The sequence below is a fragment of the Pseudomonas sp. LBUM1663 genome (genome assembly GCF_059695905.1).
Genome location: NZ_CP166792.1, coordinates 3159967 through 3174166 on the forward strand (window position 1 = coordinate 3159967; position 14200 = coordinate 3174166).

A 14200-nucleotide genomic window follows, 5' to 3' on the forward strand; every position below is an offset into this window, starting at 1 on the left:
CGTGCCCTTTCAATCAATGAGCGGAAGCGCTGGCGGCGCCGAGGCCGGTCTGGGCACGAACGAACTGGTCGGCGTAGGCATTACGTTCCTTGTCGGCGCGCACGCTGCGGTCGAGCTTCGACACCACCACGATCACGAAGAACGCCAGCGGCATGGAGAACAACGCCGGGTGGTCATAGGGGAAGATCGCGTGAGCGTGACCGAGCACGGTGACCCAGACCGCTGGCGACAGGACCACCAGCACCAGTGCGCAGATCAGGCCGGCGAAACCGCCGAGGATCGCGCCTTTGGTGGTCAGGCCTTTCCAGTACATGGCCATGATCAGCACCGGAAAGTTGGTCGACGCGGCGATGCCGAAGGTCAGGCCCACCAGAAACGCGACGTTCATCTTCTCGAACAGAATGCCCAGCAGAATCGCAATGATGCCCAGGCCTACGGTGGCCATGCGCGTCACGCGCATTTCCTGTTTCTGGCTGGCTTTGCCTTTCTTGAACACCGTGGCATAGAGGTCATGGGAAATCGCCGAGGCACCGGCCAGGGCCAGCCCGGAGACTACCGCCAGAATGGTGGCGAAGGCCACGGCCGAGAGGAAACCGAAGAACAGGTTGCCACCGACTGCTTTGGCAAGGTGCATGGCAACCATGTTGCCGCCGCCGATCAAGGCGCCGCCGACTTCACCGTTGACGTAGTACTGCGGATCGGTGCCGATGATGACCATCGCGGCAAAGCCCAGGGTGCAGACAACCAGGAAGAAGAAACCGATAAAGCCTGTGGCGTAGAACACCGACTTACGCGCTTCCTTGGCGTTAGGCACAGTGAAGAAGCGCATCAGAATGTGCGGCAGACCGGCGATCCCGAACACCAGGCCCAGCGACATCGAGGCGGTGTTGATCGGGTCGGCGAGCATCGAGCCTGGGCCCATAATGTTCCAGCCGCTGGCGTGGGCCTGGACGGCTTTATCCGCGAGGGTTTCGTAGCTGAAACCGAACTGCGACATGGCCATGACCGCCAGGGTGGTGCCGCCGGCCAGCAACAGCACGGCCTTGATAATCTGCACCCACGTGGTGGCAATCATGCCGCCGAAGATGACGTAGACCAGCATCAGCGCACCGACGATCACCACGGCAACCGGGTAATCGAGACCGAACAGCAATTTGATCAATTGACCGGCCCCGACCATCTGCACGATCAGGTAGCAGCACACCACCGTCAGCGAACCGAAAGCGGCGAAAATCCGCACCTTGTTCTGGTCCAGTCGATAGGAAACGATGTCGGCGAAGGTGTAGCGACCCAGGTTGCGCAGACGCTCGGCCATCAGGAAGGTGATGATCGGCCAGCCGACGAAGAAGCCGATGGTGTAGATGAAGCCATCGTAGCCCTTGGCGAACACCAGGCTGGACAGCCCCAGCAGCGTGGCGGCGGACATGTAGTCACCGGCAATCGCCAGACCGTTCTGGAACCCGGTAATGCCACCGCCCGCGGTGTAGAAGTCCGACGTCGATTTGGTTTGCCGTGCGGCCCACCAGGTAATCGCCAGGGTGCCCAGCACGAAGACGAAGAACATGCCGATCGCATGCAGGTTCAGCGGTTGTTTTTCCACTGCGCCTATTGTCGGGGCCGCGAGGACGATGGAGGCCGGCAACAGGCCGGCAGCGGCGAGGATGAGCTTACGAAGCAGGTTCATCACTTGCTCTCCTCAAGAATGGCGGCGCCCAGTGCATCGAAACGCGTGTTGGCGCGGTAGACGTACCAACCGGTCAGCAACCAGGAAAAAATGATGATCGCCGCGCCCACCGGCATGCCCAGAGTCAACATCCGATGTTCGGCGAGCGGCGCATGCAGCCATTGCGGGGCAAACGCCACCACCAGCATGAACGCGTAGTAAGTGCCCAGCACGGCGGCACTCAGCGACCAGGCCAAACGCGAACGGCTGCTGACTAATTGCAGGAACTTCGGATTGGTCCGAATGCGCTCGCAACGTTGGGTATCGGTTGAATGGATGTCGATCATGGGTGGCTCCACATTTGTTGTTATAGGCGTTTTGACGGGGCTGAATTCGGCGTGCACGAGCCCGAAGCGGCAGGTAAAACACCTGCCGCCGGGTGGGTAAAACGTCAGTTCGGGTTAGAGTGCTTTAGCCCTGTCGCGCAGGACGTACTTCTGGATCTTGCCGGTGGACGTCTTCGGCAACAGGGTGAAGATCACCGTGCGCGGGACTTTGAAACCCGCCAGATGCTCGCGGCAGAAACTGATGATGTCGGCCTCGCGAACGTCCTGGTGGTCAGCCTTCAAGGTGATGAACGCACAAGGCGTTTCTCCCCATTTTTCATCGGGACGGGCGACCACAGCCGCTTCCATCACACCCGGATGGCGATACAGCACGCCTTCCAGTTCGATGGTGGAAATGTTCTCGCCACCGGAAATGATGATGTCCTTGAGTCGGTCCTTGATCTCGACATAACCATCGGGATGACACACCGCCAAGTCACCGGTGTGGAACCAGCCGCCTTCGAACGCTTCGGCCGTGGCGGTCGGGTTTTTCAGGTAGCCCTTCATCACGGTGTTGCCGCGCATGAAGATCTCACCGATGGTCTGACCGTCCCGCGGGGTGGGTTCCAGCGTCTTAGAGTCGCCGACCATCACGCCTTCGAGCGTCGGGTAGCGCACGCCCTGACGGGACTTGATTTGCGCCCGTTCATCCAGCGGTAACTCATCCCATTCGGCATGCCAGGCGCAAAGCGTCACCGGACCGTAGGTTTCGGTCAGACCATAGACATGGGTGACCTTGATGCCCATTTCTTCCACGGCGCCGATGACTTTGGCGGGCGGTGCAGCACCGGCAACCATGGCGTTGACCGGGTGGTCGATGGCCGCTTTTGCCGATTCCGGCATGTTGACCAATGCATTGAGCACAATAGGCGCAGCACACAGGTGCGTGATCTGGTGCTCGCGGATCAGCGTGAGGATTTTCTGCGGATCGACCCGGCGCAGGAACACATGCACACCGGCCATGGCGGTGATGATCCACGGGTAGCACCAACCGTTGCAGTGGAACATCGGCAGTGTCCAGAGGTACACCGGATGGTTGCCCATGGCCCAGGTCATCTGGTTGCCCAGTGAGTTCAGGTACGCGCCGCGATGGTGATAAACCACGCCTTTGGGGTTGCCGGTGGTGCCGGACGTGTAGTTCAGCGAGATGGCTTGCCACTCGCTATCCGGCCATTGCCAAGCGTAATCCGGATCGCCTTCGGCCAGTAGCGCTTCATAGTCCAGATCGCTGACGGCCTGGCCTTCACCGTATTCCGGGTCATTGACGTCGATGACCAGCGGTGGGTGATCGAGCATGCCGATGGCCGCGTGAATCACGTCATGGAATTCGCGGTCGGTGATCAGCACCTTGGCTTCACCGTGCTGCAGCATGAAGGCAATGGCTTCGGCATCGAGGCGCACATTGAGCGGGTTGAGTACCGCACCGATCATCGGCACGCCGAAATGCACTTCAAGCATCTCGGGAATGTTGGGCAGCATCACCGCCACCGTGTCGTTCTTGCCAATGCCACGACCGGCCAGCGCCGAAGCCAGACGCCGGCAACGGGTGTAAGTCTGCGCCCAGGTACGACGGATCGAACCGTGGATCACGGCCGGGTAGTGGGGGTAAACGCTGGCAGTGCGCTCGATGAAGCTGAGCGGCGACAAAGCAATGTGATTGACAGCCGAAGGGCCTAGCCCTTGTTCATAGATCGACATGACGGGTACTCGGTGGCTGATTGTTAGCTCTATGGATGGCCTGTTCAGCGTAGCCGCTGAGGCCATCCTTTATGTCCGGTCTGCTTTATATAACAATCTGCCATGCGTATGGAAGTACAACCTACGCAGTATAGTAGTTATACTATATTTGATTCTTCTGATTCCAAATGAGTGCGGCTATACCTCTGGCGCCGGTATATTCTTGGCTCCCCCGACAACGCGGACCTGTGATGACCCTGACTCCCGTTCGATTGCACAGCTGGTTGCGCCTGCAACGCGAGGGCGTGTCCCTGGCCGCTCGTGCGGATGCGTTGTGCCGTGCGTTACAGGAATGTCCCGAGGTGCGGCGGGCGGTTTACCTGAGCTGGCAACCCACAGCGCGCATTTACAGCCACGAAGGCGCCGCCCAGCATTTCCCGCCGGGGCTGGGCGATCCGTCGCTGGCCAGCGATCAACTGCTGTTTGATCGGCTGGGCGAGACCGGGCGCCTGGACCTGGCCCAGGTCCGGCAACTCGATTGCTGGCTGTCCGGCCGATTGCGCCGCGCTGCCATCAGCCATGGCCAGGTGTTTGATCTGGCCTTGCAGGCGGGGCAGGCAGGTCTCTTGCTGGTGGAAGTCTGTGACGGTGTGAGCCTCGACTGGCTGGGCTGGGTCCAGGATTTGCTGACCACCTTGCTCAGTAGCGTCAACGGCATGCTGCGGGGTTCACCGCTGTTGGGCCACGATCCGCAACCGAGTCTGTTGCTCGATGCACAGGGCCGGCCGCTGGAGTTCAACGCGGCGCTGCTGGCCTTGCTCGCGGAAAAGCCGTTGACGGACGTGCTGGGTTTTCTGCCGGTCAATCACCGCGTGTTGGTGCGCGCCTGCCTCGACCAGCAGCGCGCTATCGAAGGGGTCGAAGCTCAGTTCGAGGCGCAGATTCTGATCTGGACATTTATCCCCGACCCCCAGGACAACCGCGTGCTCGCCCGATGCCGCGACGCCACGGTACAAGTGCTGGCCGAACGCGAAGCCGCCACGGCACGCCGGTTGTATCGGCTGATCATCGAGAACACCACCGACCTGATTTCCCGGCACACCCCGGACGGGCGTTTTCTCGATGCCTCGCCGGCATCCTGGACATTGCTTGGCTACTGGCCCGAAGAACTACGCGGACAAATGGCCCAGGGTCTGTTCCACGGCCAGGACCTCGCCAACCTGGTGCAGCGTGCGCGGGACGCGCTGGAGCAGGACGGTTATCACACCATGACGTACCGCATTCGCCACCGTGCTGGGCATTACCTGTGGTTTGAAACCGCCAGCCGGGCGATTCGTGAAACCTACACCGGCGCGGTGGTCGAGGTGGTCAGCGTGTCTAGGGACATCACGGCCCGGGTGCAGGCCGAAGAGAACAAGCGGCGCCTGGCGGAAGTGGTCGAGGCCAACACCGATCCGGTGTTGTTCATCGACCCTGACGGGCAAGTCACGTACCTCAACCCGGCCGCACGGCGCATCCTCGATATCGACGAGCAACAACCGATGCCGGCCCTGGCGCAGTTATTCGCCAACGCTGACCTGACGCGCCTTCAACGTGATGGCTGGAGCAGCGCTGAACGCGACGGCGTGTGGAGCACCGATGCACGGTTGCAGCCCCCCGGTGGCGGTACTTCAGTGCCGGTGTCGCTGGTGCTGCTGGCGCACCGTTCGGCCGGCGGCGAGCGCTATTACTCACTGGTGGCGCGGGACATGACCGAGCGTGAGTTGCGCGAGGTGCAACAGCGCCGCCATCAAGACGAACTGGCGCACACCGCACGGCTGGTCACGCTGGGCGAGCTGGCCTCGGGCATTGCCCACGAAATCAACCAGCCGTTGGCCGCCGTGGTCAATTACGCCAATGCCAGCCAGCGCTATCTACAGACTCTCGATTCCAACCCGCAGGCCGCCGAACGAGTGGCCCAAGGGCTGCAACGCATCACCCTTCACGCCACCCATGCCTCGGAAGTGATCAAGCGGTTACGGGCGTTTCTGCGCAAAGGCCAGCGGCGCATGCAGGCGCTGAATTTTACCGATGTCGCCCGTGAGGCCGTGCGTTTGTGTGCCTGGGAGGCGAGCAATTGCCAAGTGACAATCGAGGATCGACTGCCGGATAATCTGCCGCCCGTTTATGCCGACCGGGTGTTGCTGGAGCAGGTGCTGCTCAATCTGTTGCGCAATGCCATCGACGCCAACCGCGAACAACATCCGGGGCAGCCCTCGCTGATCGTGATGACGGCGGAGCAGGGCGGTGGTGCAACCGTGGAAATCCGCGTGCAAGACCAGGGGCCGGGCGTCAGCGAGCCCGAACTGGAACAGATCTTTACCCCGTTCTATACCAGCAAGGCCGATGGCCTGGGCCTTGGCTTGTCCATGAGCCGCAGCATCATCGAAGGTTTCGGCGGTGAATTGCAGGCCCGGCGCCAACCGGTCGGGCTGCTGATGGGTTGCCGCTTGCCGCTTGCCGGCCCAACAAAACAACAACAGGAATAATGCAATGGCAGGTGTGACGGAGCACGTGGTGTATGTGGTCGATGATGACCAGGGCATGCTCGATTCAACGGTCTGGCTGCTGGAATCGGTCGGGCTCAAGGCTTTGCCGTTTACCAGTGGTGTGGAGTTTCTCAGTGCCTGTGATGCCACGCTCGACGCCTGCGTGCTGCTGGATGTGCGCATGCCCGGCATGGGCGGGTTGAACGTGCAGGAAGAAATGCGCGCTCGGGAGCTGAACCTGCCGATCATCTTCGTCAGTGGCCACGCCGATGTGCCCATCGTGGTGCGTGCGTTCAAGGCCGGCGCCCATGACTTCATCGAGAAACCCTATAACGAGCAGTTGTTGCTGGACAGCGTGCAACAGGCGCTGAGCAACTGCGCGGCCAACCGTTCGGGCAATCAGGGCCATGACGCCTTGCAGGCCCGTTTGCTGACACTGACCCCCCGCGAGCGCGATGTCTTGCTGCCGCTGGTGCAGGGTTACACCACCCGGGAAATCGCCGAGCAACTGGGGGTCAGCGCAAAAACCGTCGACCTGTATCGCTCGCGCGTGATGAAGCGCATGCAGGCCAACACCCTGCCGGACCTGGTGGGCATGGCTATTGCTGCCGGACTGGTAGATCCACTGAAACTGCGTTGAGGCCTCGCGCCGGGTATTGAACGTCTATGCTGGGCTAACCGATCCGCTACCGTTGCAGTGATCTGCAAGGAGGCATCCGTGGAGCCCACGCCCTTTACCGAGAAAACGCTCACCCTCACCCTGCTCGATGTACTGATTCGCGCCGGGTTGATCGCGGTTCTGGTGCTTTTTTGTTTCGAAATCTTCAGCCCGTTCCGCGACTTGATGCTGTGGTCGCTGATCCTGGCGATTACCCTCTATCCGCTGCAAGATCGACTCAGGGGGAGCCACAAACCAGGGCACGTCGCGACGCTGATCATTCTGATAGCCATTGTCATCCTGATGGTGCCGATCTACCTGCTGGGCACCTCGATTGCCGATTCGGTCGAACGGGCGATGGAAGCCGTCAAGGGCGGCGGCTTTCACATTCCGCCGCCGGCCGAGTCAATCGCCAGTTGGCCGGTGGTGGGCCAGCCACTCTCTGATCTGTGGCTTCAAGCCTCCACCGATCTTCCCGACCTGACCGCGAAATACGTACCGCAAATCAAACACGTCAGCCTGGGCCTGTTGGGCAAACTCGCGGGCGTTGGCATGGGTTTCCTGACGTTCATCTTTGCCTTGATCATTGCCGGTATTTTCATGGCCCATGGCGAAGGCGGCAGCCGCGCCGCAGTCCAAATTGCCTCGCGAGTCAGCGGTCCGGCCCGGGGGCCGAAAATCGCCGAACTGTGCACTGCCACCATCCGGGCGGTGGCGCTGGGCGTAGTCGGCATCGCGTTCATCCAGATGCTGCTGGTGGGCCTCGGTTTTGTTCTCAAGGGCGTGCCCGGTGCCGGTCTGCTGGCCCTGGCGGTGCTGCTGCTCGGCATCATGCAGTTGCCGGTGACGCTGATTACGCTGCCGGTGATTGGCTTCGTCTTTGCCACCGAAGGCGCCAGCACCGTGACCATTATTTTCGCCATCTATGTGTTCATTGCCGGCCTGGTGGACAACGTCCTCAAACCCTTGTTGCTGGGGCGCGGTGTCGATGTGCCGATGCCGGTGGTGCTGATTGGCGCTTTGGGCGGCATGGTCACCAGCGGCATCATCGGGCTGTTCATCGGGCCGGTGGTCCTTGCCGTCGGCTATCAATTATTCTGGCAGTGGGTGCAGGATCGACCATTGGAAACAGGAGGGCCGCCACTGTGAATGCGCAGGATCATCAACTGCTGGATCAGGTGCTGATCGCCCATGGTGGTCTGGACCGCTGGAACAGCTTCAATACCGTGCGCGGCACCCTCGTGACCGGTGGCTCGCTCTGGGGCGCGAAAGGGCTGACCCAAGACAGCGCACCCCGCCAGATGACCGTTTGGCTGCACGAACAGAAAGCCTCGGTGACCCCCTTCGGCGGGCCCGACAAGCGGACGGCGTACACACCCGACAGAATCGCCATCGAAACCACCGACGGGCAGGTGATCGCCGAGCGCCAGGCGCCCAGGGAATCCTTCCGCGACCACACCGAAAACACCCCGTGGGATCCACTGCATCGCGCCTACTTCAACGGCTATGCGCTCTGGTCCTACCTGACCATGCCTTTCCTGTTCACATGGCCAGAAGTGGTGACCGAGGAAATCGACCCCTGGCTGGAAGGCGCACAGCACTGGCGCCGTTTGCGGGTGCGCTTTCCCGAGCGCATCGCCACGCACTGCGCCGAACAGGATTTCTACTTCGGCCAAGACTTCCTGCTGAGACGACACGACTACAACGTAGACGTCAGTGGTGGTATGCCTGCCGCCCAGTACGTGTCTGACTACATCGAGGCTGACGGGCTGCGCATGCCCGGCAAGCGTCGTGCCTACCGACGCGGGAAGGACGGTCAGGCCGACATGGATGCCTTGCTGGTGGCCATCGATATCAGCGAAATCGGCTATTTCTGATGCGCTGCGGAGGGATCAATCATGACCCTACATGCCTTGGAAAAACTCTACCTCGATGACCTGAGACTGGGTCAGCAGTTCGAAAGCGACAGCCTGCACGTGAGCCGAGCCTCAATGCTGGCCTTTGCTCAGGAGTACGACCCGCAACCGTTTCACCTCGATCCTGAAGCCGCCGAGCTGAGCCTGTTCCGCGGCCTGGCCGCCAGTGGCTGGAACACCGCCGCCCTGACCATGAAACTGCTGGTGGAAAGCGTTCCGTTGGCGGACGGCATCATTGGGCTGGGTATCGAGCTGAGTTGGCCGACGCCGACGTATCCCGACGACCTGCTGCGCCTGCAATGCACCGTGCAGTCGATCGAACCGTCCAGCACCAAGCCCGACCGGGGCGTGGTGACGATGTTCATGGAAACCCTCAATCAGAATGACAAGGTGGTGCAGCGAGCCACCGGCAAACTGCTGGTCTTCAGGAGACCGCCGCCTGACTGAAAAGTAGTCATGGTTTTTTGGGCGCGCGCATGATGGCGAAGGCCGGTTTTCACCCAGTCAGTCGAGTGCGCTCTGTCGATGGCAGGGAACGGAGGAGGCGTTGTGAAACCATTTCTGCCCAGGCCCAGCGCCTCAACGATGAACATGTTGCGTGAAGGGTGCCTGCAACGCCGTGATGCGGTGCCGCAAGAGCTGACGGAACAAGCGGTCATCCCGGGCATCCCGAATGCGCGCTACTGGCTGGACCGGGACCTGACGGCGTTCATCGTGGATGCGAGCCTGGCCAACGATCGCGAGGTCGAGGCGCTCGCCGACAAAGACTTGCCGACCGACGCGCTGCCACTGGCCTACTATCTGGCCATTTCGGGGGGCGGCGACGCCGGCACCTTCGCGGCGGGCATCATCGCCGGCTGGACCTTGCATGGGAGCCGACCGGCTTTCAAAGTCGTCACCGGCATCAGCGCAGGTGCCCTGGTCGCTCCGTTCGCTTACCTGGGGCCTGAGTATGACCCGGTCATCCTGGGAATCTGCAGCGCAATCGGTCCGAAAGACGTTTTCCATGCGCGAAGTGTGTTGACCCGCCTGGCCAGCGACGGCATCGCGGACAGCAAGCCCCTGGCGCGCCTCATTGCCAAGTACATCACCGCCGACGTGCTGGCGGCCATCGCGGCGCAATACGCCAAGGGACGGCTACTGATGATCGGCACCACCGACCTCGATGCCGGGCGGCCCGTCACCTGGAACATGGGTGCGATTGCTTCCAGCGGAGCTCCGGGAGCGCTGCACCTGTTTCGCAACATCATGATCGCGTCGATGAGCATTCCCGGCGCCGTTTCACCGGTCATGATCGATGTGGAGGTCGACGGCCAACAGTTTCAGGAAATGCATGTGGACGGAGGCGTCCTCACCCAGGTGTTCCTTTATCCGCCGGGCACCGTGATGGCGCTGAACAGTGTGGCCGGCGCGCGTATCCGCCGGGCCCGACACTTCTATGTCATTCGCAACGGCAAACTGGAACCGCAGTGGTCCGGCACCAAGCGCCGGACCTTGAGCATCGGCGGGCGAGCGATCAGCACCTTGATCCAGACCCAGGGGATCAGCGACCTCAATCACATTTACCGGATCGCCCAGCAGGATGGCGCAGACTTCAATCTGGCGTACATCGGCGCGGATTTTATCTGTCCGCGCAATCAGAAATTCGATGGCGAGTACATGAAGCGTCTGTTCGATTACGCCTTTCAACTCAGCGCGCAAGGCTACCCGTGGCATAAATCGCCGCACACCTGAGTTGCCTGCATGAAATAAATGCTGTAGTTTTTCATGAAATTATAAAAAGATAATTTCATGAGGCTTGTATGTTTCAGCAGTCCACGCAGCATGTCGCCAGCTATTACGCCCACAGTTGCGCTGATCGCCTGACCACCCGACCGGCGCTTGCCGGTGAGCAAACCACCGAGATCGTTATCATCGGTGCCGGTTTTAGCGGCCTGCATACTGCGTTGCGCCTGGCCTTGGCCGGCAAGCGTGTGACGCTGCTGGAAGCCAGCCGCGTGGCGTGGGCAGCCTCGGGGCGCAATGGCGGTCAGGCGATTCTCGGCTGGTCGTGCGACATGCCGCCGCTTGAAGCGGCGCTGGGCTACGAACGCGCGCGACGGTTGTGGAACGGCATGCGCTGGGCCGCGCAAGAACTGCGTGAGTTGCCCGCTCGCCATGGTTTCGACTGTGATTATCGCGCTGGTCATTTGTGGACATCGGTCATGCCCCGTCGAGTGGGTCTGCTGACCGAATGGCAGCACGAAGCCAGTCACAAGTGGGGCCACAACGGCTTGCAGTTCATCCGCCGTGAACAGTTGCCGGAATGGCTCGCCAGCGAGCGCTACCAGGCCGGGCTTTATGACCCTGAGGGCGCGCACCTGAATCCACTGAAACTGGCCCTCGGCCTGGCCGCCGCCATCGAACGTGCGGGCGGCCGGATCCATGAACAAAGCAAGGCGTTGAGTTATCGAGAGGAGGGCAGTCAGTTTCTGGTGAACACCGAGCGCGGGTCGATTCGCGCGGATGTGCTGGTCCTGGCCTGCAATGCTTATCTCGACGAGCTTGACCCGCAGTTGGCCAGTTGCGTGTTGCCGGTGGGCACTTATCAAGTCGCCACCGCACCCCTGACGGCCGAGCAGGCCACGGCGCTGTTGCCTAGCAATGTCTGCGTCACCGACAACCAATTCGTCCTCGACTATTTCCGTCGCACGCCGGACAACCGCCTGCTGTTCGGCGGTGGCTGCACGTATCTGGGCGGTATGCCCAGGGACATTGCCGGCGCAACCCGGCCGTTTCTGGAACGGGTTTTCCCGCAGCTCAAAGGCGTGAAGCTGGAGTTCGCCTGGGGCGGGCACATCGACCTGACACTCAAACGCACACCGGACATTGGTCGCCAGGGTGATCGCTACTGGCTTCAGGGGTATTCCGGGCATGGCGTGCTGCCCACGCTGGCCGCCGCCCGCGCCGTGTCCGACGCGATTCTCGGCCAGAGCGATGAACTGGCGTTGTATCAGGGCTTGAGCAACCCCAGCTTCCCCGGCGGTAAATACCTGGCGGCGCCGCTGGAAGCCATCGGCAAGGCGTGGTATCGACTGCGCGACAGCATTTGATGAATCACTTGGCGGAATTCCAGGCATGAACAAGCAAGAAGAAATCGCCGCGCTGGCGATCCTGATCCACGACCTGCGCAAGCACAAGAAATACACCTTGAAGGACCTGGCCGACCAGATCGGTCGTTCCGTTGGCTTTCTCTCGCAGGTCGAACGCGGCCTGTCACGGCCCACCGTGGCCGACCTGACGGCGATCAGCGAAACCCTGGGCGTGCCGACCACCTATTTCTACAGCCTGCCCAAACCCAAGGAACTGCCGTGGGTCACCCGGCCGGATGAACGCCGCACGCTGTATTACGCCAATGGCATCACCGACATTCTGGTGTCGCCGAAAATGCGCGCGTCGTTTTCCATGCTCGAAAGTCACCTCGAAGCCGGCGCCAGCAGCGGCGAGCGGCACTTGAGTGACAGTTCGGAGCAGGGCGGCTACGTGCTCGAAGGCGAGTTGACGCTGTGGTTGGGCGATGACGAGGCCGTCACCTTGCACGCTGGCGACAGCTTTCAGTTCGACAGCCATACCCGATGCCGCTACGGCAACCTCACCGAGCAGCTCACGCGAGTGCTCTGGGTCTACACCTGATCATCACAATAGGACTAACCATGATGGACGCTGATCTGCTGGCCGAGGTGCGCGCCTTTCGCCAACGCTACCCTGATGTACGTTACGTCGACCTGATTTCCCTGGACATTCCGGGGCACTTCTACGGCAAGCGCTATCCCGTGGAGATGCTGGAAAAGGTCGCGGCTGGCAGCGCGCTCAAGCTGCCGCAAAACTGTGTGCTGCTGGGCGTGCAAGGCGGATTGTTCAAGATTGGCGACTACTGCTTTAACGACGGTGACCCGGACGCGCTGCGCCGCTTGGTGCCCGGCACACTCAAACCGGTGAGCTGGGAAGCGCAACCGTTGGGGCAAATGCTGATCACCTCGGACGGCACCGAGCAGCCGATCGTGTTCGAACCGCGCCAGGTCCTGGCGCAGGTGTTGGACCGCCTCGCGGGCAAAGGCATTCATCCGGTGGTGGCGTTCGAACTGGAGTTCTATCTGTTCGATAAAAAGCTGCGCGATGGACTGCCGCAATTCCCCCGGGATGGCCTGACTGACGATGCCGATGATCAACCGAACATGCACATCGAGCGCCTGTCGCGCTTTGCGCCGGTGCTTGACGAGATGGTCGAGGCGTCGCGGGCCCAAGGCATCGATACCACGGTGATCACCGCCGAACTCGGCCCGGGTCAGTTCGAGATCAATTTCGGGCATCTGGATGATGGCTTGCGCGCAGCGGACTGGGCGGCCTTGTTCTGTCGCAGCACCCGTGGCGTTGCCCTGAAACACGGTTACCGCGCCAGTTTTATGGCCAAGCCTTACTTGCAGCACCCGGGCAGCGGTATGCATGTGCACGTCAGCCTGTATGACGCCGCCGGTAATAACATCCTCGCGGCGAACCAGCAGCAGTCACTGCGCCATGCCGTGGCCGGCTGCCTGGAATTGCTGCCGCATTGCATGCCGATCTTCGCGCCGAACCAGAACGCCTTTCGGCGGTTGGGCGGTACAACCAACATCGCCACCCGGGCGAGCTGGGGCTTCGAGGATCGTGATGCGTGCCTACGCATTCCGGAATCGGATGCAAAAAACCTGCGCATCGAATACCGCCTGGCCGGCGCCGATGCCAACCCGTACCTGGTGCTGGCGGCGATTCTGGTGGGACTCGAACAGGGCCTGGAAGCAGGCAACGAACCGATCCAGCCGCTCAATGAAGACCGCAACAGTGGGGTCGACTTCCCGCTGGAGATGCTCGAAGCGGTGCGCGCCATGCAGCATCAACCGCAGTTGCGCGAAGGGCTGGGGGCAGAGTTCGTGGACGTGTATTGCGAGAACAAGCGCCAGGATCATCTGGCGTTCATGCAGGAGATCAATGCGCGGGAGTATCGCTGGTATCTATAAGCCAAGCGCGCGAATGCACTTTAATAAAGCTTTCGTGCGGCGGCATGCACTAAGCCAAGGCAGAAATCGCAACATTCATCTCCGTAAAGCCCCGGAAGGCGCCGTAAAACACTGACATTCAGCGCTTGGCACAATCGCTGCATTACATCGATCAGGCCCACCGTGAACGCAGTCGAGTGGGCAGCCCCCTCGGTCAACGACGATCGATTCGTGGGCAACATCGGTGATGTCAGGCATAGACGTCTGGTTTCAACACCGCAAAAGAACAGGCAAAGACGCCTGGAACCGCAAGGTTTCAGGCGTTTTTTTTTGCTTTTTGAACCGTGATGGGCTTAGTCG

At 61.2% G+C, this 14200-nt stretch carries 12 protein-coding genes; 9 read left to right on the top strand and 3 right to left on the bottom strand.

The window, feature by feature from the left end:
* Positions 1-13 precede the first annotated feature (13 nt).
* The 3 genes from ACA075_RS14445 to ACA075_RS14455 all read right to left on the bottom strand — a co-directional run bounded on the left by ACA075_RS14445 (position 14) and on the right by ACA075_RS14455 (position 3747).
* Positions 14-1684: a cation acetate symporter gene (locus ACA075_RS14445; RefSeq protein ID WP_497299057.1), complete on the bottom strand. Its 1671-nt coding sequence runs from the start codon at positions 1682-1684 to the stop codon at positions 14-16.
* Complete coding sequence (locus ACA075_RS14450) at positions 1684-2010, bottom strand: DUF485 domain-containing protein (protein WP_497299058.1); 327 nt, start codon at positions 2008-2010, stop codon at positions 1684-1686. The genes ACA075_RS14445 and ACA075_RS14450 overlap by 1 nt, the downstream gene beginning before the upstream one ends.
* Before the next feature lie 114 nt (positions 2011-2124).
* Positions 2125-3747, bottom strand: a complete 1623-nt coding sequence (locus tag ACA075_RS14455; protein ID WP_497299059.1) for an acyl-CoA synthetase — start codon at positions 3745-3747, stop codon at positions 2125-2127.
* A 230-nt stretch (positions 3748-3977) separates the two neighbouring features.
* Here ACA075_RS14455 and ACA075_RS14460 point away from each other — a divergent pair, with 230 nt between their 5' ends.
* The 9 genes from ACA075_RS14460 to ACA075_RS14500 all read left to right on the top strand — a co-directional run bounded on the left by ACA075_RS14460 (position 3978) and on the right by ACA075_RS14500 (position 13861).
* Positions 3978-6254 (top strand): PAS domain-containing sensor histidine kinase, encoded by a 2277-nt coding sequence (locus tag ACA075_RS14460; protein WP_497299060.1) that lies wholly within the window; start codon positions 3978-3980, stop codon positions 6252-6254.
* Positions 6255-6258: 4 nt separating this feature from the next.
* Positions 6259-6894 (top strand): response regulator transcription factor, encoded by a 636-nt coding sequence (locus tag ACA075_RS14465; RefSeq protein WP_094467474.1) that lies wholly within the window; start codon positions 6259-6261, stop codon positions 6892-6894.
* Between the two features lie 78 nt (positions 6895-6972).
* Positions 6973-8061, top strand: a complete 1089-nt coding sequence (locus ACA075_RS14470; protein WP_497299061.1) for an AI-2E family transporter — start codon at positions 6973-6975, stop codon at positions 8059-8061.
* Positions 8058-8789 carry a hypothetical protein gene (locus ACA075_RS14475; RefSeq protein ID WP_497299062.1) on the top strand — a complete coding sequence of 244 codons (732 nt, stop codon included), beginning with the start codon at positions 8058-8060 and terminating at the stop codon, positions 8787-8789. Before ACA075_RS14470 ends, ACA075_RS14475 begins: the two co-directional genes overlap by 4 nt.
* Before the next feature lie 21 nt (positions 8790-8810).
* Entirely contained in the window at positions 8811-9275 is a 465-nt protein-coding gene (locus ACA075_RS14480) for a MaoC family dehydratase (RefSeq protein ID WP_497299063.1), read from the top strand.
* A 102-nt stretch (positions 9276-9377) separates the two neighbouring features.
* Positions 9378-10562 (top strand): patatin-like phospholipase family protein, encoded by a 1185-nt coding sequence (locus tag ACA075_RS14485; RefSeq protein WP_497299064.1) that lies wholly within the window; start codon positions 9378-9380, stop codon positions 10560-10562.
* Between the two features lie 68 nt (positions 10563-10630).
* Positions 10631-11920 (top strand): NAD(P)/FAD-dependent oxidoreductase, encoded by a 1290-nt coding sequence (locus ACA075_RS14490; protein ID WP_497299065.1) that lies wholly within the window; start codon positions 10631-10633, stop codon positions 11918-11920.
* A gap of 25 nt (positions 11921-11945) precedes the next feature.
* The gene (locus ACA075_RS14495) at positions 11946-12500 is read left to right on the top strand and encodes a helix-turn-helix domain-containing protein (protein WP_497299066.1); all 555 of its coding nucleotides are present in this window, start codon (positions 11946-11948) and stop codon (positions 12498-12500) included.
* A gap of 20 nt (positions 12501-12520) precedes the next feature.
* Positions 12521-13861: a glutamine synthetase family protein gene (locus ACA075_RS14500; RefSeq protein WP_497299067.1), complete on the top strand. Its 1341-nt coding sequence runs from the start codon at positions 12521-12523 to the stop codon at positions 13859-13861.
* Positions 13862-14200 lie beyond the last annotated feature (339 nt).